This is a genomic window from Henriciella litoralis, assembly GCF_002088935.1.
In the GTDB taxonomy this organism is placed as follows: Bacteria; Pseudomonadota; Alphaproteobacteria; order Caulobacterales; family Hyphomonadaceae; genus Henriciella; species Henriciella litoralis.
The window spans coordinates 24,619-45,150 of record NZ_NCSS01000006.1; the positions used below are offsets into that span (position 1 = coordinate 24,619).

General features: G+C 59.2%; 23 protein-coding genes. 14 read left to right on the forward strand and 9 right to left on the reverse strand.

What is annotated here, in order from left to right; translation table 11 throughout:
- Positions 1–2 precede the first annotated feature (2 nt).
- Positions 3–1,463 carry a succinylglutamate-semialdehyde dehydrogenase gene (astD, locus tag B8783_RS03745; protein WP_084418450.1) on the forward strand — a complete coding sequence of 487 codons (1,461 nt, stop codon included), beginning with the start codon at positions 3–5 and terminating at the stop codon, positions 1,461–1,463.
- On the opposite strand, the gene B8783_RS03750 is transcribed toward astD, so the two are convergent.
- A complete protein-coding gene (locus tag B8783_RS03750) occupies positions 1,460–1,996 on the reverse strand; it encodes a DsrE family protein (protein WP_233355664.1) in 537 nt (178 codons plus the stop codon). The two genes, astD and B8783_RS03750, sit on opposite strands and share 4 nt — an antisense overlap.
- Before the next feature lie 98 nt (positions 1,997–2,094).
- Between B8783_RS03750 and astB the strand changes: the two genes are divergently transcribed.
- On the forward strand, positions 2,095–3,417 hold the full coding sequence (astB, locus tag B8783_RS03755) for an N-succinylarginine dihydrolase (protein ID WP_084418451.1): 1,323 nt from the start codon (positions 2,095–2,097) through the stop codon (positions 3,415–3,417).
- On the opposite strand, the gene B8783_RS03760 is transcribed toward astB, so the two are convergent.
- Both B8783_RS03760 and phhA read right to left on the reverse strand, forming a co-directional pair.
- The gene (locus B8783_RS03760) at positions 3,414–3,713 is read right to left on the reverse strand and encodes a hypothetical protein (protein WP_407646330.1); all 300 of its coding nucleotides are present in this window, start codon (positions 3,711–3,713) and stop codon (positions 3,414–3,416) included. The two genes, astB and B8783_RS03760, sit on opposite strands and share 4 nt — an antisense overlap.
- Positions 3,714–3,727: 14 nt before the next feature.
- Positions 3,728–4,609 carry a phenylalanine 4-monooxygenase gene (gene phhA / locus B8783_RS03765; RefSeq protein ID WP_084421864.1) on the reverse strand — a complete coding sequence of 294 codons (882 nt, stop codon included), beginning with the start codon at positions 4,607–4,609 and terminating at the stop codon, positions 3,728–3,730.
- Positions 4,610–4,718: 109 nt separating this feature from the next.
- Between phhA and B8783_RS03770 the strand changes: the two genes are divergently transcribed.
- Complete coding sequence (locus tag B8783_RS03770; RefSeq protein WP_084418453.1) at positions 4,719–5,726, forward strand: fumarylacetoacetate hydrolase family protein; 1,008 nt, start codon at positions 4,719–4,721, stop codon at positions 5,724–5,726.
- Complete coding sequence (gene maiA / locus B8783_RS03775) at positions 5,723–6,370, forward strand: maleylacetoacetate isomerase (protein WP_084418454.1); 648 nt, start codon at positions 5,723–5,725, stop codon at positions 6,368–6,370. Before B8783_RS03770 ends, maiA begins: the two co-directional genes overlap by 4 nt.
- 3 nt (positions 6,371–6,373) lie before the next feature.
- On the opposite strand, the gene hspQ is transcribed toward maiA, so the two are convergent.
- Positions 6,374–6,751 carry a heat shock protein HspQ gene (gene hspQ / locus B8783_RS03780; RefSeq protein ID WP_139792235.1) on the reverse strand — a complete coding sequence of 126 codons (378 nt, stop codon included), beginning with the start codon at positions 6,749–6,751 and terminating at the stop codon, positions 6,374–6,376.
- Positions 6,752–6,919: 168 nt separating this feature from the next.
- Here hspQ and B8783_RS03785 point away from each other — a divergent pair, with 168 nt between their 5' ends.
- The 4 genes from B8783_RS03785 to B8783_RS03800 are packed head-to-tail and all read left to right on the forward strand — an operon-like array spanning position 6,920 to position 9,979.
- The gene (locus tag B8783_RS03785) at positions 6,920–8,032 is read left to right on the forward strand and encodes a Ppx/GppA phosphatase family protein (protein WP_084418455.1); all 1,113 of its coding nucleotides are present in this window, start codon (positions 6,920–6,922) and stop codon (positions 8,030–8,032) included.
- Positions 8,029–8,742 carry an RlmE family RNA methyltransferase gene (locus tag B8783_RS03790; RefSeq protein ID WP_084418456.1) on the forward strand — a complete coding sequence of 238 codons (714 nt, stop codon included), beginning with the start codon at positions 8,029–8,031 and terminating at the stop codon, positions 8,740–8,742. The genes B8783_RS03785 and B8783_RS03790 overlap by 4 nt, the downstream gene beginning before the upstream one ends.
- Positions 8,739–9,797 (forward strand): ribonuclease E/G, encoded by a 1,059-nt coding sequence (locus B8783_RS03795; protein WP_084418457.1) that lies wholly within the window; start codon positions 8,739–8,741, stop codon positions 9,795–9,797. Before B8783_RS03790 ends, B8783_RS03795 begins: the two co-directional genes overlap by 4 nt.
- Complete coding sequence (locus B8783_RS03800) at positions 9,794–9,979, forward strand: DNA gyrase inhibitor YacG (protein ID WP_084418458.1); 186 nt, start codon at positions 9,794–9,796, stop codon at positions 9,977–9,979. The genes B8783_RS03795 and B8783_RS03800 overlap by 4 nt, the downstream gene beginning before the upstream one ends.
- A gap of 68 nt (positions 9,980–10,047) precedes the next feature.
- Here the strand turns inward: B8783_RS03800 and B8783_RS03805 are convergent, their stop codons facing one another.
- Entirely contained in the window at positions 10,048–10,671 is a 624-nt protein-coding gene (locus tag B8783_RS03805; RefSeq protein ID WP_084418459.1) for a hypothetical protein, read from the reverse strand.
- 115 nt (positions 10,672–10,786) lie between these two features.
- Here B8783_RS03805 and B8783_RS03810 point away from each other — a divergent pair, with 115 nt between their 5' ends.
- Entirely contained in the window at positions 10,787–11,206 is a 420-nt protein-coding gene (locus B8783_RS03810; protein WP_084418460.1) for a hypothetical protein, read from the forward strand.
- Between the two features lie 7 nt (positions 11,207–11,213).
- Here B8783_RS03810 and B8783_RS03815 read toward each other — a convergent pair whose 3' ends face one another.
- The 4 genes from B8783_RS03815 to B8783_RS03830 all read right to left on the reverse strand — a co-directional run bounded on the left by B8783_RS03815 (position 11,214) and on the right by B8783_RS03830 (position 15,688).
- Positions 11,214–12,329 (reverse strand): DNA cytosine methyltransferase, encoded by a 1,116-nt coding sequence (locus B8783_RS03815; RefSeq protein ID WP_084418461.1) that lies wholly within the window; start codon positions 12,327–12,329, stop codon positions 11,214–11,216.
- Between the two features lie 19 nt (positions 12,330–12,348).
- Positions 12,349–13,293 carry an O-methyltransferase gene (locus B8783_RS03820; protein WP_139792236.1) on the reverse strand — a complete coding sequence of 315 codons (945 nt, stop codon included), beginning with the start codon at positions 13,291–13,293 and terminating at the stop codon, positions 12,349–12,351.
- 1 nt (position 13,294) lies between these two features.
- The gene (locus B8783_RS03825) at positions 13,295–14,653 is read right to left on the reverse strand and encodes an ATP-binding protein (RefSeq protein ID WP_084418463.1); all 1,359 of its coding nucleotides are present in this window, start codon (positions 14,651–14,653) and stop codon (positions 13,295–13,297) included.
- Between the two features lie 189 nt (positions 14,654–14,842).
- Positions 14,843–15,688, reverse strand: coding sequence for an enoyl-CoA hydratase (locus B8783_RS03830; RefSeq protein ID WP_084418464.1), 846 nt, complete (start codon positions 15,686–15,688; stop codon positions 14,843–14,845).
- A gap of 175 nt (positions 15,689–15,863) precedes the next feature.
- On the opposite strand from B8783_RS03830, the gene B8783_RS03835 reads away from it, so the two are divergent.
- The 5 genes from B8783_RS03835 (at position 15,864) to B8783_RS03855 (ending at position 20,529) form a co-directional block, all read left to right on the forward strand.
- On the forward strand, positions 15,864–16,568 hold the full coding sequence (locus tag B8783_RS03835; RefSeq protein WP_084418465.1) for a hypothetical protein: 705 nt from the start codon (positions 15,864–15,866) through the stop codon (positions 16,566–16,568).
- Between the two features lie 56 nt (positions 16,569–16,624).
- Entirely contained in the window at positions 16,625–16,903 is a 279-nt protein-coding gene (locus B8783_RS03840) for a hypothetical protein (RefSeq protein WP_084418466.1), read from the forward strand.
- A 101-nt stretch (positions 16,904–17,004) separates the two neighbouring features.
- Positions 17,005–19,176 (forward strand): TonB-dependent receptor, encoded by a 2,172-nt coding sequence (locus tag B8783_RS03845; protein WP_084418467.1) that lies wholly within the window; start codon positions 17,005–17,007, stop codon positions 19,174–19,176.
- Positions 19,177–19,195: 19 nt separating this feature from the next.
- A complete protein-coding gene (locus tag B8783_RS03850) occupies positions 19,196–20,332 on the forward strand; it encodes a PepSY-associated TM helix domain-containing protein (RefSeq protein WP_084418468.1) in 1,137 nt (378 codons plus the stop codon).
- Positions 20,329–20,529 (forward strand): hypothetical protein, encoded by a 201-nt coding sequence (locus tag B8783_RS03855; protein ID WP_084418469.1) that lies wholly within the window; start codon positions 20,329–20,331, stop codon positions 20,527–20,529. The genes B8783_RS03850 and B8783_RS03855 overlap by 4 nt, the downstream gene beginning before the upstream one ends.
- Positions 20,530–20,532 lie beyond the last annotated feature (3 nt).

Genomic DNA, 20,532 nt, shown 5'->3' on the forward strand with positions numbered 1-20,532 from the left:
CAATGTCGAAAGGCGTTTATATCAATGGCAAATGGTCTGCCGGCGACGGCGACTGGTTTGAGAAGACCTGCCCGGCAACTGGCGAAACCAGCTGGGAAGGGCAGGCGGCCAGTGCGTCGCAGGTGAATGCAGCGGTTGAGGCCGCGCAGGCTGCCGGCGTTGCCTGGCGCCACACCCCGCAGCATGACCGCACCCGAATTCTTGAAGCCTATGCCGAAGCTGTGGGCGAGCGCGCTGAACAGATATCTGAGGCGATCAGCCGGGATATGGGCAAGGCGCGCTGGGAATCGATGGGCGAAGCCGGCGCCATGCGCGGCAAGATTGCCGTCTCGATCCAGGCGCAGGTAGAGCGCGCAGGCGGACGACAGGATGAGACGGCCTTCGGCTCCGCGCATCTGACGCACCGCGCGCATGGCGTAATGGCCGTGTTCGGCCCATTCAACTTCCCCGGCCATCTGCCGAACGGGCATATCGTGCCGGCGCTGTTGGCGGGCAATACGGTGGTCTTCAAGCCATCTGAACTGGCCCCGGCCGTCGCTAAGATCATGGTTGAGTGTTTCGAAGCGGCTGGACTTCCGGCAGGCGTGCTGAACGTCATTCATGGCGGGCGCCACACGGGCGCAGCCTTGCTGGATGCCGAGATCAACGGTCTGCTGTTCACCGGGTCTGCAAATACAGGCACGGCATTTCACCGCCACTTTGCCGGTCGCCCGGAAGTGATTCTCGCGCTCGAAATGGGCGGTAACAATCCACTGATCGTATGGGACCCGGCCGATATTGAGGCGGCGGGTGACATCGCAGCTCAGTCGGCCTTTCTGACGACAGGCCAGCGGTGCAGCTGTGCCCGCCGCGTCTACGTCCCGCAAGGCAAGTTCGGCGACAGCGTGATCGAAGCCATTGTCGAGCGCGCCCGTAGCCTCAAGATCGGGGCGTGGGATGAGGATGACGTCTTCATGGGGCCGCTGGTCTCAGAGCAGGCTGCGCAGGCCGCTGTGGACTTTCAGACCATGCTTTCCAAGGCGGGCGGCAAACCGCTACGCCGTCTCAAGCGCATGGATCGCGGCGGCGGTTTCGTCACCGCGGGCGTCATCGATATGACGGACGCCGGGAATGTGCCCGACGAAGAGCTGTTCGGCCCGCTCATGCAGGTGTTCCGCGTGAAAGACTTCGATGCTGCGATCCTGAAGGCAAACGACACGCGCTTTGGTCTCTCAGGTGGCCTCGTCAGCGATGATGATGCGCTGTGGCTGCGGGCTCATAATGAGATGCGGGCAGGTATCCTCAACCGGAACCGGCCAACCGCTGGCGCAGCTGGCAACATGCCGTTCGGCGGACCAGGCCTGTCAGGCAATTTCCGACCCGGCGCCTACTATGCAGCAGACTATTGCGCCTGGCCGCAAGCCAGCCAGGTGGCGGACACCGCAGAGCGTATGTCCGCGCAGGGCTTCGGCAAGAAAGCCTAGAACGGATTGAGCGTATAACCGTCCCGCGCCAGAAGCGCGTGGGCGGTCATCGCCGATAGCGACATCTGCACGCCGGGTAGAAGGTCTTCCTTGGTGATCCCGCGCGCTGCAGCGGTCTGTCCGCACAGATAGATCGGCACACCATTGGCGATCAGCGCTTCGACCAGCTTGGTGGTGTCAGATGCCTCTGCATCTTCAGCAGGCTTTGTCAGATGCGTTGCAGCGCCGCCATGAACGACAATTGCTGGCTTGATGTCCTCCAGCGGAATACCGGCTCGGGCATGCATGTTGATGAAACGTGCCACACTCTCGAACCGCTTGTTCAGCACGTCGTCTTCACTGGCCTCAGCGATATCAAAGACGACCTTGAACTCCGTCCCCTCCGGGATCGCCTGATCCGATTCCACCTGTGCGGTCGGGCCAAACGCCTCAAAAACCGGCCCGGTTGAGAAGCCGTTTTTTGCCGATTGCGCACTTGCCGTGAACGTCAGGGCTGCGCCAAGCAGGGCGCTCATCATCAATCGTTTCATCATGCTCGGTCCTCTGTTCTGCGCAGTCCAGCCTACTACCCGTCTGCACAGAGTCGATAGCGCGTCTTTCCATGCTGGCGCGGCGGGTGTAACCCGCTGAGATGAGCACAGCGTACGAAGTCAATTTCGACGGCCTGATCGGCCCCAGTCACAATTATGGCGGCATGTCGCACGGCAATCTCGCCAGTTCGAAGAACGAGGGCGACGTCTCCAACCCGCGCGAGGCCGCGCTGCAGGGGCTGGAGAAAATGCGCCTGCTTCACCGCGCCGGGCTAAAGCAGGGCATCCTGCCGCCTCTGCCGCGCCCGAATTTTGACCTCCTCGCCAGCGCAGGCTTCGGTGGCTCCGATGCCGCCATGATTGAAGCGGCCGCACAGCAGGCGCCAGCGCTTCTGAAAGCCGCCTATAGCGCCAGCGCGATGTGGGCCGCCAATGCCGCGACCGTCTCGCCCTCGGCGGACGCTGCAGATGGCCGCCTGCACCTCACATCGGCAAATCTGTCGACCATGCTGCACCGCTCTATCGAGCATCCCGACACCACCGCCGCGCTGCTGTCGATCTTTGAGCGTGAGGACATGTTCGCGGTCCATGGCGCGCTGCCGCCGCATGCTGATTTTTCAGACGAAGGCGCCGCCAACCATGTCCGTCTTTGCGCCGAGCATGGCGCGCCCGGCGTCGAGCTCTTCGTCTATGGCCGCGAGCCCGGCGAGAGCACCGTCGGCTTCCCGGCCCGTCAGAGCCTTCTCGCCAGCCAGTCCATCGCCCGAGCCCACGCCCTCAGCCATGACCGGACCGTCTTCGCGCGCCAGTCGACGGCGGCCATTGATGCCGGCGCATTCCACAATGACGTTGTCTGCGTCGGCGCGCTGGAAACGCTCTTCTTCCATGAGCTCGCTTTCGAAGACACCGATGGCATGCTGGAGCAGCTACGCCGGGCCGCGGATGGCTTGTTTGAGCTAAAGCCCGTCATGGTGCCGGAAGCTGAAGTGCCAATTGGCGACGCGATCACGTCTTACCTGTTTAACTCGCAGCTCCTGCAGATGCCCGGCGAAGACCGGCTCGTTCTGCTCGCGCCGCTGGAGACGCAGGAAACCGACAGCACACGTAACTTCTGTGAGCGCATGGTCGCCGGCAATGGCCCGATCGGGCGCGTCCAGTATGTTGATGTGCGCCAGTCCATGCGCAATGGCGGCGGCCCGGCCTGCCTGCGCCTGCGGGTCGTGATGACCGAGGTGGAGCTTGCAAGTTGTCACCAGGACGTACTGGTCAGCGATGAGAAAATCGATGCACTGCAGGCGATTGTTAGCGAAACCTATCGGGACCGCGTCGTCTCCGCTGATCTTGCAGATCCAGCTTTTGCCGATGAGTGCCGTACCGCGCGCGAGCAATTGCTTGAGGAGTTGGGGCTTTCCAGTCTTGCTTAAGGCAGGCCCGGAAACGAGTTCACCATCTTGATCTTGATGTCTGGGAAGCTCTCGACAAACTGAATTTTGAAATCGGGGAAACTCTCGACAAACTGCCACTCGCCGCAATTGCTGGGAAAGCTCTGCACGATTTTGACCTTTAGGTCTGGAAAGCTGTCGACCGTTTTGACTTTGATATCTGGAAAGCTCTCGACAACTTGAACCTTTCCGTTCAGCGCGATGCCGTTGAAGAAGCATGCCTCGTCAATCGTGTCCTCACCGGAGGCTGGCAGCACAGTGAGCGCTGCGACCACCAGAAAGCTGAGGACCTTCACTTCGCGTCCGCATTGGCAAGGCGCCCACCAGACTTTGCGTAGGCCTGCGTACCATGAGTGATGACGGTGTCTTCGCGCTTTATCACATCTTCCGGCGCCTTCGAGAACTTGCCCTGCATACGCTCATAGAGCGGCGCGAAGTCGGTATCGACCGTCGCGCGGAACAGCTGGTCATAGGACTCAATGATGAAATAGGTCTGCTGGAAATCGTCGATGCGGTAGTCGGTCGTCATAAGGCGTTCGAGGTCAAACCCGATACGATTCGGCGAGGCGTCCTCCAGCGCGAAGATGCTTTCGGTCTTGGATGAGACGATCCCGGCGCCATAGATTCGCAGGCCGTCATCGGTCTGGATCAGGCCGAACTCGACCGTGTACCAGTACAGCGCGGCAAGGTTTTTCAGCGCGGCAAAGTTCAGGCTGCGAAGGCCACCCTTGCCATAGGCTTCCATATAGTCGGCGAACACGGGATTGGTCAGCATCGGCACATGGCCAAAGACGTCGTGGAATACGTCCGGCTCCTGCAGGTAGTCGAGCTCATTGCGTTTGCGGATAAACTGGCCTGCCGGAAAGCGCCGGTTCGCCAAATGGTCGAAGAACACCTCATCAGGCACGAGGCCCGGCACAGCGACGACGCGCCAGCCGGTCAGCGCTTCCAGCTCGTCCGATATGATCTCGAAATTCGGAATACCGCCCTTGCCAAGGTCGAGTGCTTTCAGACCGTGCATGAACTCATCAGCGGCGCGTCCGGGCAGGATTTCCATCTGCCTCTTGTACAGCAGATCCCAGACAGCATGTTCTTCTGCAGTGTATTTTTCCCAGCCCTGATCGATGGTCCAGTCAGCGCGGGCATGTGCGGGTTTGTGCAATTGGTTGCTCATGCAACCAATATACATCAAAACACGCTGAATAGAATGGAGCGCCATCATCGCGGATACGCCGCGACGGATTGGTCGCCATTATTGGAAACATCAGGAAGGAAACGGTTTTATGAAACTTGCCAGCCTAAAAGAGGGCCGTGACGGCCGTCTCGTCGTGGTCTCCCGCGATCTCACCAAATGTGCGGATGCCAGCCACATTGCGCCAACCCTTCAGGCCGCGCTGGACGATTGGGCGCAGCTTTCCCCGAAGCTGGAAGCGCTTGCCAGCGACGTAGAGCTTGGCTCTGTCCCGACCGAACGGTTTCACGAGCATGATTGCGCATCGCCGCTTCCGCGCGCCTTCCAGTGGGCTGACGGCTCGGCCTATATCAATCACGTTGAACTGGTGCGCAAAGCCCGCGGCGCGGAAGTGCCGGAAAGCTTCTATTCTGACCCGCTGATGTATCAGGGCGGCTCTGACAGCTTCCTCGGGCCTCGCGACGACATTCCGCTGAAGGACAAAGCCTGGGGGCTCGATTTCGAAGCGGAGGTCTGTGTCGTGACCGATGACGTGCCTATGGGCGTCAGCCCAGAAGACGCGCTATCGAAAGTCCGCCTGGTCATGATCTGTAATGATGTCAGCTTGCGCGGCCTGATCCCGAATGAGCTCGGCAAGGGCTTTGGTTTCTTCCAGTCCAAACCGTCGAGCGCTTTTTCCCCGGTCGCTGTCACCCCGGATGAGCTCGGCGACGCGTGGAGCGACGGAAAACTGCATCTGCCAATGCTGTCCACCTATAATGGCAAGGCGTTCGGCAAGCCGGTCTGCGATGTCGATATGACCTTTGACTTCGGCACGCTGGTGGCCCACGCCGCGAAGACCCGCCCGCTTTGCGCTGGCACGATCATCGGATCAGGCACAATTTCAAACCGTGACGCTGATGGCGGCGCTGGCAAGCCGGTCGCCGATGGCGGCCTTGGCTATTCCTGCATCGCCGAAATCCGCATGATCGAGACGATCCGCGATGGAAAGCCGGAAACCCGCTTCATGGATGTCGGCGATTCGATCCGGATCGAAGTGAAGGACAAGGACGGGCACACGGTCTTCGGCGCCATCGAACAGGATGTGGTCAGCGCATGAGTGAGCTGGTTCTCTACGACTATTGGCGCTCATCCGCGGCCTATCGGCTGCGGATTGCGCTGAACCTCAAAGGCGTCGCCTTTGAGCGGAAGGTGATCAACATTGCGCCGGGCGCGGACGAGCAGTTCGCCGAGAGCTACAAGCTTGTGAACCCTCAGATGCGTGTTCCGTCCATTGAAATCGATGGACGGATCGGCACGCAATCCATGGCGATCCTTGAATGGCTTGAGGAGACGTTTGACGGGCCAGCGCTCTTGCCGGCCGATCCTTGGACGCGGCTACAGGTACGCTCATTTGCCGACACGATTGCCTGCGACATTCATCCGCTCAACAATCTGTCGGTGCTGGCGCGTCTGCGTGAGCACCATGGCGCGGATGCAGATGCCATAGGCGACTGGTACAGGGACTGGATCATCAGAGGCTTCACGGCGCTGGAGGCGACCGTGTCGGCCCACACCGACACCGAATACCTCTTTGGAGACAGCCCGACGCTGGCCGAAATCTGCCTTGTGCCACAGGTCGCGAATGCGCGCCGTTTCGAAACCGAGCTGTCGGCGTTTCCGAGGCTGGTGGAAATAGACGAAAAATGCCGCGCGCTCGACGCGTTTGCCCGGGCGGCGCCGCAGGCGGTCAAACCTGAATAGGTCCTAGTGCGCCTGATTGGGTTTCAGCGTGTAACCGTCATCTGTGCGGTCAAAGAACTGCGCGATGTCGGGATGCCCGACAGGAGTCTCACCTTCGTCAGGGACAAGGTTTCCCTCTGAAACATATGCCACGTAATGTGTGCGGTCGTTCTCAGCGAAGAGGTGGTAGTAGGGCTGGTCCTTGGACGGGCGCAGGTCTTCAGGAATGGCCTCATACCATTCGTCCGAATTGGCAAAGACAGGGTCAACGTCGAAAATAACGCCGCGAAACTCGAAGAGGCGGTGCTTGACGACCTGGCCGATCTGAAATTTTGCCTGACGACGGTCGATGGCAAAATGAGGATAGCCATCCTCGCCATAGGCCTCAGACACCTTTTCCATATTTTCCGGGGGCGCCGGAGCGGGCTCAGGCGCCGATACGTGCGCATGGGTTTGCTCGGACTTCGTCAGTCCGAGAAATTCCGCTATGCGCTTTGTTATGCTGCGTCGATGGCTCATCGCTCGTCAATGTGATAGTGAATGAGCTAACCGACAAGATTTGGGCCTCAGATGGCTGAAAAAAAATCGCGTGGTGGAGCTCGGCCCAACGGCCGCTCATCGCGCAACAACAAGAGGCCTCCGCTCTACGCAGCGGTAGACCTCGGCACGAACAATTGCCGCCTTTTGGTGGCCGCCCCTCACAAGGGCGGTTTTAACGTGGTCGATTCTCATTCCCAGATTGCGCGGCTTGGTGAAGGCCTGGCCCAATCAGGCCGCCTGTCCGAAGCGGCCATGGACCGCGCCTTCAGCGCGCTGGAAGCGATCGCCAAAAAACTGAAAGCAAAACGCGTAGGCCGAATTCGCTGCATTGCGACCGAAGCCTGCCGCAAGGCGGAAAACGGTACTGAGTTCATTGAGCAGATTCGGGAACGCACCGGTCTCACTTTCAAGATCATTGGCGCGCAGGAAGAAGCTCGCCTCGCGCTGATCGGCTGCCACAATCTCATTGAAGAGTCGGCTAAGAACGTCCTGGTGCTGGACATCGGTGGCGGCTCGACCGAACTCTCGCTCGTCGATGCCAAACGAGCGCGCGATAACGGCCTGAACGGCATGCTGCAGCGCGCACCGATCAAGGCCTGGACGAGTGTGCCACTTGGTGTGGTGACGCTGACCGAGGCTTTCGCTCATCTTGATGAGGCGGACGCCTATCCGGCCATGCTGGCCAAGGCGAAAGACTATGTCGAGACATGGGCCAAAGCCCATAATGTCCGCGAGGCACTGGCCGACGGCAGTTCGCACATCATCGGCACATCCGGCACGGTGACCTGCGTGGCGGGGGTCCATTTCGGGCTGGAGAAATACCGGCGGGACATGGTCGATGGCAAATGGATGGATCATGATGGCGGCTATCAGACGATGCAGGCCCTGATTGATGCAGGCCTTGAAGGCCGCGCGCACTTCCCCACAATCGGTGAGGACAGGGCCGGGCTCATGCTGGCAGGTTGCGCGCTCGTCGATGCGGTCTGGTCGCTTGCCCCGCAAGCGCCGATGCGCGTCGCAGATCGCGGCCTTCGCGAAGGATTGCTCCTTTCCATGATGAAGGGGCCAAAGAAAAAGCGTCGCCGTCGTGGTGGCCGCAAAAAGTCCGGCGGTGCCGGCCAGACAGCTGAGGCAAGCTCATGAGCGAAGACGAAAAGCGCCGCTGGAAGGGCCCGCCCAAGAACGAGAAAGCCTCGTCTGGCAGGCGTATGTCCGAGCGGAAGATCATCGCCTACAATGCGAAGGATGAGAGTTCCAAGCGCTGGATCGAGCGCCAGCTCTCCGACCCCTATGTGCAGCGGGCGAAGGCCGACAATTACAGGGCCCGCGCGGCCTACAAGCTTCTCGAAATCGACGAGAAGACACGCATCCTGTCTGGCGCTAAACGCGTCGTCGATCTCGGGAGTGCCCCTGGCGGCTGGCTGCAGGTGTGCCTGCGGCGGGGAACCAAGGAAATCGTCGGGATTGACCTTCTGCCGATCGACCCGGTCCCCGGCGCGCACTTCGTTCAGGGCGATGTGAATGAGCCTGAAGACGTCGAAGCCATGATGAAAGGCCTTTCCGGCCCACCTGATCTGGTGCTGTCGGACATGGCGGCTAATACGACCGGCCATAAGCAGACCGACAGCCTTCGCACGGCGGCGCTCGCCGAGATGGCGCTCTATTTCGCCAGCGAGCATCTGGCGCCCGGCGGAAGTTTTTGCAGCAAAGTTTTCCAGGGCGGCGCGACACCGGATATGCTCAAGCAGATGAAGTCCATGTTCAAAACCGTGAAGCATATCAAACCACCAGCCAGCCGCGCCGGCTCGCCTGAACTCTTCGTTGTCGCACAGGGGTTCAAAGCCAAGTCATGACGGCGCGACGGTCTATCCTGGTTCATCACGCGCCGGGAGAGACGCGCGCGGCCGCTTTTGACGGTGAAGAGCGGCCTTTCCGTCTCTTTGTGCAGCGCTGGGGCGGCGTCGGCGAGGCAGCGCGCCGCGGCGATGTCATCACCGGTCGCCTCCGCCAGCATGCCCCCGAACAGGGCGGCAGCTTTGTCGAGCTCACCGGCGGCGAGAACGTCTTCGTTCGGCTCGCCCCCCGCCAGAAGCCAAGCGAAGGCGCTGAAGTCCACGTAAATATACAAGCAGAGGCGAGGGCGGGGAAACTCGCGCGCGGAAAACTTGTCGCCTCACCCAAGAAGGATGAGCAGACCGCCTTTGAGCGCTGGCGCACCTCGACCGATATTTCTGCTGATAAAGTCGAGATCGTGCGCGACGTCGCCGGACGGGACCAGATCGCGCAGGCCTTCGATGAGGCGCTGGCGGAGGTTTGTGGGCTACCGGGCGGCGGGAATATCCATATCGCGGAGACGCGGGCGCTGATTGCGGTGGATATTGATGCGGCGGGACGGATATCAAAAGGCAGCGCCGGGGCGCGGGCGCTATCGATCAACCGGGAAGCGGCGAGTGAGGCCGCGCGGCAGATGTCGCTTCGAAATCTTGGTGGCCTGATGGCGCTTGATTGCGTGGCGCCGCTTAATGTTTCGGCGGGCGCGAAAGTGACCGATAGCTTCCTTGCCACCTTCAAATCCTGCTCGACCCGGCCGGTTGAGGCGCTGAAACCGTCGCCTTTCGGGTTGATGGAAGCGAAGTTGTCCTGGGGCGAGGCGCCGATTTCGCATTTGATGTTTGATGAAAGCGGGCAGATGCGGCCGGATGCGGAATTGCTCAATCTGTTTCGGGCGGCCGAGCGGGAAACGGTGGCCAATCGCACCGGATTCTACAGGCTGACCCTGTCGAAGCGGGCGCTTTCTGCCTATATCGCGCGTCGGAAACGGTGTGACGATATTCTTCGGGAAACCTTTTCGGGGCGGGTTTCGATCTCGAGCGGGACCGGGGAAACGAGTGTTGTGAGGCGAGAATGAGCAAAGCGAAATGCCCGGTTTGTGAGACCCGCGCGGTGAGCCCGGAATTCAGGCCGTTCTGTTCCAAAAGATGCGCCGATGTGGATCTCTCGCGCTGGCTGAAAGGCGGTTATGCCATTCCGGGGCGCCCGGCAGAGCAGGCCGATGAAACGCCGAGCTACAAGGAAGAGCGCGACGAATAAGCCCGCGCCAGCGGCCGCAGACGCCCAAAGGCGCGCGGCAAAAAAAGACCAATTAAAACAAAAGATAATTAGCTGGAGTTATACCAGCCCGCCAGCACCTCATTGAGGTGGTAGGGAAGCTCTGCTGCGACGCTTGCAAGATCCCGGCTGAGGCCGGAGAGCTGCCTGTGCGGGGGATAGGCCGGGCGGGCCTCGCGGTCTGCCTTCATTCTGGCGAGATAGCGCGCCATGCGCCTTGCGGCCTTTTCTGGCGACTTCAAGGCCGCGAGCAGGGCGGCATGACGGTGTCGTAGCGGTGTTATTTCAGGCAACTTTTCATGTCTGGGCATCGCGCCAAGCCGGGCAAGCCCCTCAAGGCTCGTCTGCGACGGTTCAAGCATCAGCTGAAAAGGGCGCACGCGGCGGCGATGGAGCGCATCATGGCGCGCCTCAGGTGCTTCGTCGGGCGCACACGCCCCCTCATCTGCGCAAACAGGGCCGGGCCGCGAAGGCTCGATCTTGAGAGAGGCCGCCATCAACACAAGGAGGCGGCGCAGAATGGATTCCAGGAGAGCAAGGCGCGCCTTCATCCGGCGATAGCGACCGGGCGAGAGCTGATAGCCGGTATCGAACCCGGCGCGGCAGGCAAGCTCATCGGCGGCACCTTTCAGCGCGTCGAGCCCCCGCCGGACAATATCTGCAAACCGATCCATGGCGGCAAGACTAGGCCGGCGCGCTATCCGGTCGGAAACTTTAAGGCTTGGGGCCGGCAAATCGCATGCTAGGCTGACGCGAACATCACCTGCCCATAGACAAAGGCCAAGCCCCATGCGCGCCCTCATCCTGCCTGCCAGCTTTCTGTTCCTCATCGCCGCCTGCGCCGTGCCCACACCAACCGGGGAGGGGCCGACCGGGGAGGGACCGGTGACGGGTGAGACTGGCTATGCGCCGATCCGGTTTGAGGGCGAGAAAGCGACCCCAGCGGAACGCGCGCGCTGTGAGGCGGCGGGCGGGTCGGTTCAGCGGGCGGGAATGCTCGGCTGGGAAAATTGCATCCAGATGATGCCGGATGCGGGCGAGATGTGCCGCGATAGCTCTGACTGTTTCAGCGAGTGCCGGGTCAGTTCAGAGGCCCCCGCAGACCCCGGCACCCCCACCACCGGCCAATGCGCCCCCACCGACAGCCCGTTCGGCTGCTATCAAAGGGTCAAAGACGGTGTGGCCGATGGGATGATCTGTGTGGATTAGGGGGAGATCAAGCGGCAAATTCAACCGCTGGCGTTCCAATTCGTTCGGCAATTATCTTGAACAAAAAATGCGAGAATGGCGGAGGAACACTGTTCCCAATCATCCGATGGCTATGCCACTTGGTCGGATGAAAGCTAAACCAATCAGGAAAACCTTGGATCCTGGCGGCTTCTCGCACAGTGATGACTCTTGGTTGGTCTGGGTGTATCGGTCGAGCGGATTGAAAAGAACCTTTGTCGGCGCCTGTTCCCGCACGAAGTACATTCGCCGGCTTGTTCCAAGCAAGTCTCTTAAATCGGCTTACTGATTCCTTCTCTCCTTGCTTGGTGTTTGAAAACCTTGAGACTACCAGACTAGAGTGGCGAGTACTCGAGAAACCGCTTACTAGGCCTATCTTCTGTCGTTCGACAAAGCTTCTGTCGCCCAATCCGCTCGGGGCGCGAGACCGAAGTGATTGAGCGTAAGAACTGATTTCAGAATTTTCAGCATAAGACTGCCAGTCGGACTCGTTGGAAGGTTCGCCCAAATCGTATATGGCGTCTTTAGTCGTATGAGGAGCTGAAGCGGCGGCAGCAATCAGAACGTGCGTGTCTAACGGGTTCATGTATTCCGATTTGTAACCGATTATGATAATTCTTTTGCGATCAGTCGCTGCACCGTAGTTAGATGCATTAAGGGTGATTGGGCCGACTATAGAGTACGCATCCGCCACTAGGTTTAGGCCGGTGTCGAGAAAATGCCGGGAGTTTGGCAAAAGCAGCCCAGGAACATTTTCCATGACAAAAAACTTCGGCTGGAGTTCCTGCACCACTTCGAAATATTTGATCAGCAGACTGTTCCGAGGGTCAGAATTGTCGCGCTTTCCAATAGAACTGAAGCCCTGACATGGGGGGCCTCCGATCACTCCGATTGGGCCTTCCTTGCCGAAGAAATGCCGGAAGTCTCTAGGTGATATGCTTGCAAGGTCGCCTGTAAGGACGTTAGTTCTGGGGAAATTGGCTCTATAAGCAGACGAAAGTGTGCTATCTACGTCGATGGCCACGTGTGAGGCGAAGCCCGCATAATGCGCGCCCAATGAGAGTCCGCCGCATCCGCAGAAAAGGTCTAATATTTTTCCAGTCACTGTCGGGACCCTTCTAAGCCTACATCGAGATTTCCGCGTAAGCTGGGTAGTACCTATAAAATCTTTGGAACGCTTCAATCTGTTCGTCGGAAAGGTCAAACCCCAAGCGCTGAACAGCGGCACGCGTCAATTTTCTCGTTCGTGGCAAAGTCGACTGGAGGACTGCTGTTTCGCGCAGTGTCAAAATTGGAGTTACTATCGGGTTGGATATCAAGCCAGGCCAGCGCTTGCTTTTCACTTTTTGTTCAAAGGATTGCCGTTTTTCCTTCGACGGAAGGACGCCACCAAACGTAGTCATCCAGGGCCCGTCGCTATATCTGGCGGAGAATGCAGGTATGAATCCACCCGGCCGGGAAACCTTGATCGCAGCTGAAGACATGTATTTCAGAGCAAGATCGGCAATAGTACTGGACATGGCAACAGATTTTACATCGGATTTGTTTAAATCTGACGGGACTACATCACCAAATGTAAATTTCAGAGTTTTGATTGCGTCCGCAGGTTTGTGGTAGCTTCTACTGTCAGCATTTACGGTGCACAAGATCAGGGAGTTTGAGGGCGCATTCTCTGTTAGCAGCTGCAAGTCCTCAATCATCGTCTCGCCGATAATACCATCATAATCTAACCAAACTATCCAAGGCAGCTTCGATAATTCGGGGTCTCCAGCGAGTTTCTTTAGAATTTCGGTTGATAAGCCATGTTCAACATCAACCGTCTTGAAAGGGCGGTTGAACAGCGCTCTTTTGTAGCCCAGTTCATCGCTCTCGATGGACGTCATTCTGTTAATGCCAAGCTTTTTATGAGCCGCGCTAAAGTCAGTGAACCAAATCGACCCTAGACCGATATAGAACGGATCTTGGATCATCTCTGGGACAAGTTGAGCAATTGCTTCGAAGATGATCGAACGTTGAATGCTTTTGTTGGGTCGAAGACTGTAGTTTATTTTGTTGAAAGAAGAAGACACGTTAGTCACCGACGAAGTCGTCGTAAGCATATGAGAAAGACGTTAGCCCAACGTCTTTTAGCGACATATTTGGATCACCGAATTCAGCTGCAAGCTTGCGATATTTTTTTGTGGGCACACTGTAGGCAATATTAGACATTCGAACCGTTTTTTTATCTGCGGAAAGCTCGGGGAGCTCTACACGTGGCTGTCTTTGAATTGCAAAAACCTCCACAGACTTAGTGCTCCTCTCGTAACCTCGTGCTGCTTCCATCGCTTGTTTTCTGATATTGGTATAATCGATCCAAGTACGAGCTGCTGTTCGCATCTCCGGCAACGACTTCCGAAAGACACTTGATGAATTGTCGATGCTCCTCTTGGTAGTTGTCAGCGGAAGCAGCTCTGCTTGTTGTGCGGAGAAAATAACAAAACCCATAAATCCAGAATATTGGCGATGCCATTTCGGATATCCGGATGTGCCCCAACCTGACAGTGAAGTTTTGTCCGCAGCCAATACTATCCTGCCGTTGCAGACGACATACCAACCCGACCGCGATTCCTCGCCCTCAGATTCCGACGGACCAACGTCCTCGGGCGGTGAGGCTATCATCCCTGCAATAATTTCAACAAATACTTCTCCACCTTGTTCTTTGTAGGTGTGAGATTGGCGCATTGGACTGAAATCTTCGCTTTGCCGGAACTCAATCCGCCACGGCTCCAACTTTTTGCCATTTATGATGATCTGCAATCCGCGATGAAGATGTAGACTATAGTCGCGAGCAATAGTCTTTCTGAGTTGCTCGAGAAAGGCCGGGTCGGCGAACTCGGCTTCGGCTGCTGAAGTGAATTCTTTTACTTCAATTCGGACACCTGGCTCGGGCAGATTATCAGCCTCGAATATATCAAAGTCCCAAGGCGAATGTTCAGGTTGCCTCAGCCATTTGGTAACATTGATCGGCACTTCGAAGGAGTCCACATCTCCGTTCTCAATTGTCGTGCTTCTTATCGAAATTTTTCGACCGAGTTTAAATACTGCGCGTTTCATCCCTATGCCATAAACACCAATGTTATAGCCATCTTGGGGATCATCATCTCTACGTCCGAATGTGAAAGCATAGCTTTCAGCGTCTTCGAGAGTAATGCCGCCACAGTTGTCACTGATCGTAAAGCTGTCAGTATTGATCGATATGTTTATCGTGAAATGATCCAGCCTAGTTTGGTTGTCTAGGGTCAGCGGGCCACCATCCACGCATGCCCAGGCACCATCGACGCTATTGTCTACAAGATCCAGGATACAGTCTTCGAGCGTAATATCGCGCGTGATCATCCGAACAAAAAAGGCTTTCGTCGGATTTGCGTTCGCAGCGCCTCGTTTTGACATCAGTCACCTCCCCAATAGATTCTGAGACACTAAACCATAAATGGGATTGGCACTATCTTGATTTTAGAAGGCCGGTTTGGGTCTGATTTTTGTAGCTTTGGATACGAAATAAGAAATCAATCGATGGGTTTTGAGTAGGACCGCATTAGGTCAAACAAAACAACGTGGTTTGAAAGAAATCCACCCCCGCTACCGCCCCTCAAACGCAGGCGCGCGTTTCTCCACGAAACTTGCAACGCCTTCCTTGAAGTCGAAGCTGGCGAAGCTGTTTTCCATTTCGGTGTCGGCGATGGCGAGGGACTGGGCGAAGGTCTGGGCGTAGGTTTCGCGGATCTGGCGCTTCATGATGGCGAGCGAGCGGGGCGAGACCTGGGTCGCGAGGTGGCTGGCGAGCCCTGTTACATGGTCCATCAGCTCAGCGCCCGGTAGCGCGCGGTTGACGAGGCCGAGCCTCGCCGCCTCGTCGCCCTTGAAGACGCGGGCGGTGAACAGAAGGTCGAGCGCGTGGGCCTCTCCGATGAGGCGCGGCAGGAGCCAGGCGATGCCATGCTCTGCGATCAGGCCGCGCTGAGCAAAAGCGGTGGTGAATTTCGCGTCCTCGGCAGCAAAGCGCATATCGGCATAGAGCGCGAAGATGAGGCCGATGCCGGCGCAGGGGCCGTTGATCGCGGCGATAATGGGCTTTGGGCAGGCATACATATAGCCAAAGCGGCCGGGATAGAGGGCGTCGATGCTGCGCCCCGTGCTGTCTGTGGCGGGGGCGGGCGTAGGCCCCGTCTCGGCCGGGGCGGTGCTCGCCTGGCCTGTATTGCTCGTCTGCTGGAGGCCCGACATGTCGGCGCCTGCGCAGAAGCCGCGGCCAGCGCCGGTGATGACGATGACGCGCACGGCGTCGTCGCTGCCGGCCCTGGTGATCGCGTCCTCGACCTCTGAATGCATCTGGCCGGTCCAGGCGTTGAGCCGGTCTGGCCGGTTCAGCGTGATGGTGAGGACGGCGTCTTTTGTGGCGGTCTCGATCTGTTCATAGGCTGGCATGGGGGCTCCTCCGGGGGTGTTTTGGTTTTGTTGGCGTGAGTGTAGGGGCAATCGCCGTGTTGCCGAAGGGCGCGGGCGCCTTGACGTTGCGCGAGGGCGGGGCGTGCTTGCCGCAGCCGATGTGCGCGGTAATCTGCCGCCTGCATGAGAGGCGATGTGTAGAGGAGGGCGCGGCATGGCAGGTGAGCGCGATAAGGATGTGCTTCTGGAAGAGTATGGCCATATGTGGCGCTACTATAACCAGATCCACGATAACAATCAGAAACTATACGATAATTTCTTCCGGGCGGTATCTGTCTTTGGCGCGGTCGTGGCGATCTCGGCGGCGGTGCTGAATGTTGAGACGATCGATATTGATGTGCCGTTCCAGATGTTGCTCGTCAGCGTGGCAGCGATCGGGATTCTGGGGCTTGGCTTTGTCGGCCACAATTCGATCCTGACCTTCTCGCGCGATGTCGGCAACAGCCAGATCTACCTCGTCAACATGACGCGCATCCGGACGTATCTGTATGAGTCGACGCCGGAGATTGTCGCGGCGGAGTTGCCACGGATCGATGATTTGCGGCGGCCGAAAGTGGAGACCGGGCGGACGACCGTGTCGGATGCGCGCATCCTGATCTTTGTGGCGCTGAACGCGCTGGTCTTTGCGGTCGGGCTGTTCGTGCTGCTCTATTCGGCCTCATATGGGGTTATGCTGGTGCTGGGCGGCGAAGCGGCGGACATGCAGCTTGTCGGGATGGTGTCGATTGGCGCGCTTGTGGTGACGGCGCTGCTGGTGCCGGTGATCTATCTTATTGAGCGCCGGGCAGCGTTTTCGGCGCGCGACAGCTATTTCCAGCAGCGCATCGGCTCACAGCCGACGATTGAGGCGAAAGAGTAGGGGCGCGCTTTGGAGGCGAGTAGGACGGGCGCAGCGTTCATGCTAGATATGAGGCCATGTCCTATGACGTGAATGATGGCGATCTGGTCCTGTGCGTCAATGCGGCGCCCAATCATGTGACGGGTGAGCCTGTGCCGCTGGTCGCAGGGGAGACCTACCGCGTGTGGATGGTGATGCCATTCCTCTGCCCCTGCGGGCGCTCTGACGCCTTGCTGGATGTCGGCGTTGGGTTTGCCTGGTGCCAGACGCGCTTTCGCCTGCTGCCGAAGCCGAAGTCACGCAAGAAGGTGACGCGCAAGGTCTCTGCGCCCACCGAGCTGGAGCCGGTCGAGTAGGGGCCAGCAACAGCGCTTCTTGCCTGCAGGATGGTCTTGAAGTGAGAATGAATTGCATTTACAGGGCGAGCCTTAGGATTGTCTGAAGGGGCTCGTTTGTAATGGCTTTTGGTTTGAGACTGGCGCTGGCTGCCAGCGTTTCGGGTGTGGTGCTTGGTCCGGCCGCGATGGCGCAGGCGGATGATGAGGCGGAGGCCCGCCTCGATACGGTGATCGTGACCGGCGAGGCGTCACAGGTGGAGCTGACCGAGGAATTTGCGGGCGGACAGGTTGCGCGCGGCGGACGAGCCGGCCTGCTTGGCAATCTCGATTTTCTCGACGCGCCGTTTTCAGGGACGGCTTACACGTCTGATCTCGTCAGCGCGCAGCAGGCCGATAGTGTCGGCGACGTGCTGCAGAATGATCCGGTTGTGCGCGTCGCCAAGGGCTTCGGCAACTTCCAGGAAGTCTATGTGATCCGCGGCTTTCCGGTCTATTCCGATGATGTGACGCTGAACGGTGTGTACGGCATCCTGCCGCGCCAGTTCGTGGCGGCAGAATTGCTGGAACGGGTCGAGGTATTTCGCGGGGCGAATGCTTTCATCAATGGCGCTGCGCCCGGCGGCAGCGGGGTTGGCGGCTCGATCAACCTTGTGCCGAAGCGTGCACCGGATGGCGGCATCCGGCGGGTGAGCGTTGGCTATGAGAATGAAGGCCAGGCCTTTGGCGCAGTCGATTTCGGGACACGCTTCGGCGCGTCCGGTGAATGGGGCGTGCGGGTCAATGGCGTCGTGCGCGACGGCGAGACCTCGATTGACGGGCAGGACCGCTCACTTCTGGCGACCTCTATCGGCACCGATTATGATGGCGAGCGCTTCCGCTTTACCGCTGATCTTGGCTATCAGGACAACCGGATCGACGCGCCGCGCCCGCAGGTTACCCCGCTCGGGGATGTGCCGCGCGAGCCCGATGCCGATGTGAACTACGCCCAGCCCTGGACCTATACCGATGAGAAGCAGCTCTTCGGCGTGGTGCGTGGCGAGTACGACATCAGCGATATGGTGACGGTGTGGCTCGGCGCTGGCGCGCGCAATGGCGAAGAGGCCAATGTGCTGGCCAATCCGAGCGCGGCGGCAGACGGCACGACCAGCGCCTACCGCTTCGACAATACGCGTGAGGACAATGTGGTCTCCGCTGACGCAGGGCTGCGGGCCGAGTTCCGGACCGGACCGGTCGGTCACAGGCTGGTTGTTTCAGCCTCCAGCCTCTCGTCTGAATCAAAGAATGCCTATGCGTTCTCGAACTTCGCAGGCTTTGCGGGCGACCTTTACGATCCGTTTGCGGTGACGCCGCCCGTGCCGAACTTCTTTATCGGCGGTGATCTCGATGATCCGTTGGTGACCGAAGAGGTGGACAACCAGTCTTTCGCGATTGCCGACACGCTGTCGCTGTTCGATGACCGGCTGCTCGCCACGATCGGCCTTCGCCAGCAGACCATCGAGACGGCAACCTTTGACTATAACTCCGGCGCGCGCTTGTCTGGCTATGAAGATGACAAGGTGACCCCGGCGCTCGGCCTTGTCTGGAAGGCGACTGAAGCGGTCTCCATCTATGGCAACTATGCCGAGAGCCTCCAGCCTGGCCAGATTGCGCCCGCAACAAGCGGCGGCACGCCGATCGCCAATGCGGGTGAGGTGCTGGATCCATTTACGGGCGAGCAGGTCGAGATTGGCGCGAAATATGATGCCGGTAATTTCGGCGCGACCGTGTCTGTGTTCCAGCTGACGCGTCCGAATGCGATCGTTGAAAACCAGCGGTTCACGGCCTCTGGCGAGCAGGAGAATACAGGCTTCGAGGTGAGCGTGTTCGGCGAGCCGGTGGAGGGCGTGCGCCTGATTGGCGGGGCGACCTTTATCGATGCAGAGCTGTCGCGGACCGAGGGCGGCGTCAATGAGGGCAATGAGCCAATCGGCGTTCCGGATGTGCAGGCCAATCTCAATGCCGAGTGGGATATTGCCGGTGTGCCGGGCCTCACGCTGGACGGGCGGATCGTGCATACGGGCGAGCAGTTCGTGAACGCTGCCAATACGGTTGAGCTCGATGGCTGGACCCGGCTCGATATCGGCGCGCGCTATACGCTGGATGTGGCCGAACGGCCGGTGACGTTGCGCGCACGGATCGAGAATGTCACTGATGAAGCCTACTGGGCCTCGACGGGCGGTTATCCGGGGGCGAACTATCTGATCCTTGGCAATCCGCGCACGCTGATGCTGTCAGCTTCGGTGGACTTCTAGGCAGGAGACGACAGGCGCGATGCAGGCAGGCACGATCAGGGCGTGGGGGTGGATCCATAAATGGACGAGCCTTGTCTGCACCCTGTTCCTGCTGATGCTGTGCCTCACGGGCCTGCCGCTGATCTTCCATGACGAGATCGACGGCGCCCTCAATCCGGATGTCTGGCAGCCAGCCAATCTGGCGGGCGTGCACCTGACGCTGGATGAGGTGCTCGACACCGCGCTGGAGAACCGGCCGGGTGAAGTCCCGATCTTCATGAGCTTCGACATCGACCGGCCCGTGGTGAACGTGACGAGCGGGCCGAGCGCCGATGCGCCCGGCAGCGCAATGCATTTTGCGTCCTTTGATCTGACCAGCGGCAATCTCGTTCCGCCCGCCAATACGGGTGAGAGCGTGATGGAATTCCTGTTACAGCTGCATACCGACATGTTCCTTGGCCTGCCGGGCATGCTGTTTCTTGGGCTGATGGGATTTCTGTTCGTTCTGTCGGTGATTTCGGGCGTCGTTCTCTATGCGCCCTTCATGCGCAAGCTCGATTTCGGCACCGTTCGGCGTGAACAGTCGAAGCGTCTGAAGTGGCTGGATTATCACAATCTTCTCGGTATCGTGGCCGTGGCATGGCTGCTCGTGGTTGGGCTAACCGGCGTGATCAACACGCTGGAGGAGCCGATCATCGAGACGTGGAAGTCCGCAGAGCTGGCCGATCTTATCGCCGAGAATGAAGGGGAGGGAACGGTCACCGCGCGGGCCTCCCTCGATGCAGCGGTGGAGGAGGCTGTTGCGGCGGCGCCGGGCATGGAGCTGCAGTTCGTCGCCTTTCCTGGCAGCGACTTTTCGACAGATGCTCATTATGCCGTCTTCCTGCATGGCCGCTCGCCCGTGACCGAACATGTCATCGCGCCGGTCCTTATCCACGCCTCCACCGGCGATGTGGCGGGGCTTCGTGAGATGCCCTGGTATGCCAAGGCGTTGTCGCTCTCGCGGCCCCTGCATTTCGGGGACTATGGCGGGCTGACGCTGAAGCTTGTCTGGGCTGTGCTGGACCTTCTCACCATCTTCCTGCTGGTCAGCGGCGTCTATCTCTGGCTGGCGCGGGGGCGCCGGTCGCTGCGTCTGGCGCGTGAGGCGGCTTTCAGCGCTGGAGTTCAGTCTTGAGCGGTGCCAGCAGGATACGCCGCAAGTCGGGAAAGCGCCTCAGCGCGATCTTTGCCGTGCCGGGGCTTCTCTTTATCGTCGGCCTGGCTGGACTGGTCGCGGCCCTGCTTGTCGAGGGTGCTGGCGATCTTCCAGCCGCGCTTGCGGCGGGAAGTGGGCTCGCTGTTCTTGTTCTTGTGATCTGCAGGCGGCGCTAAGCG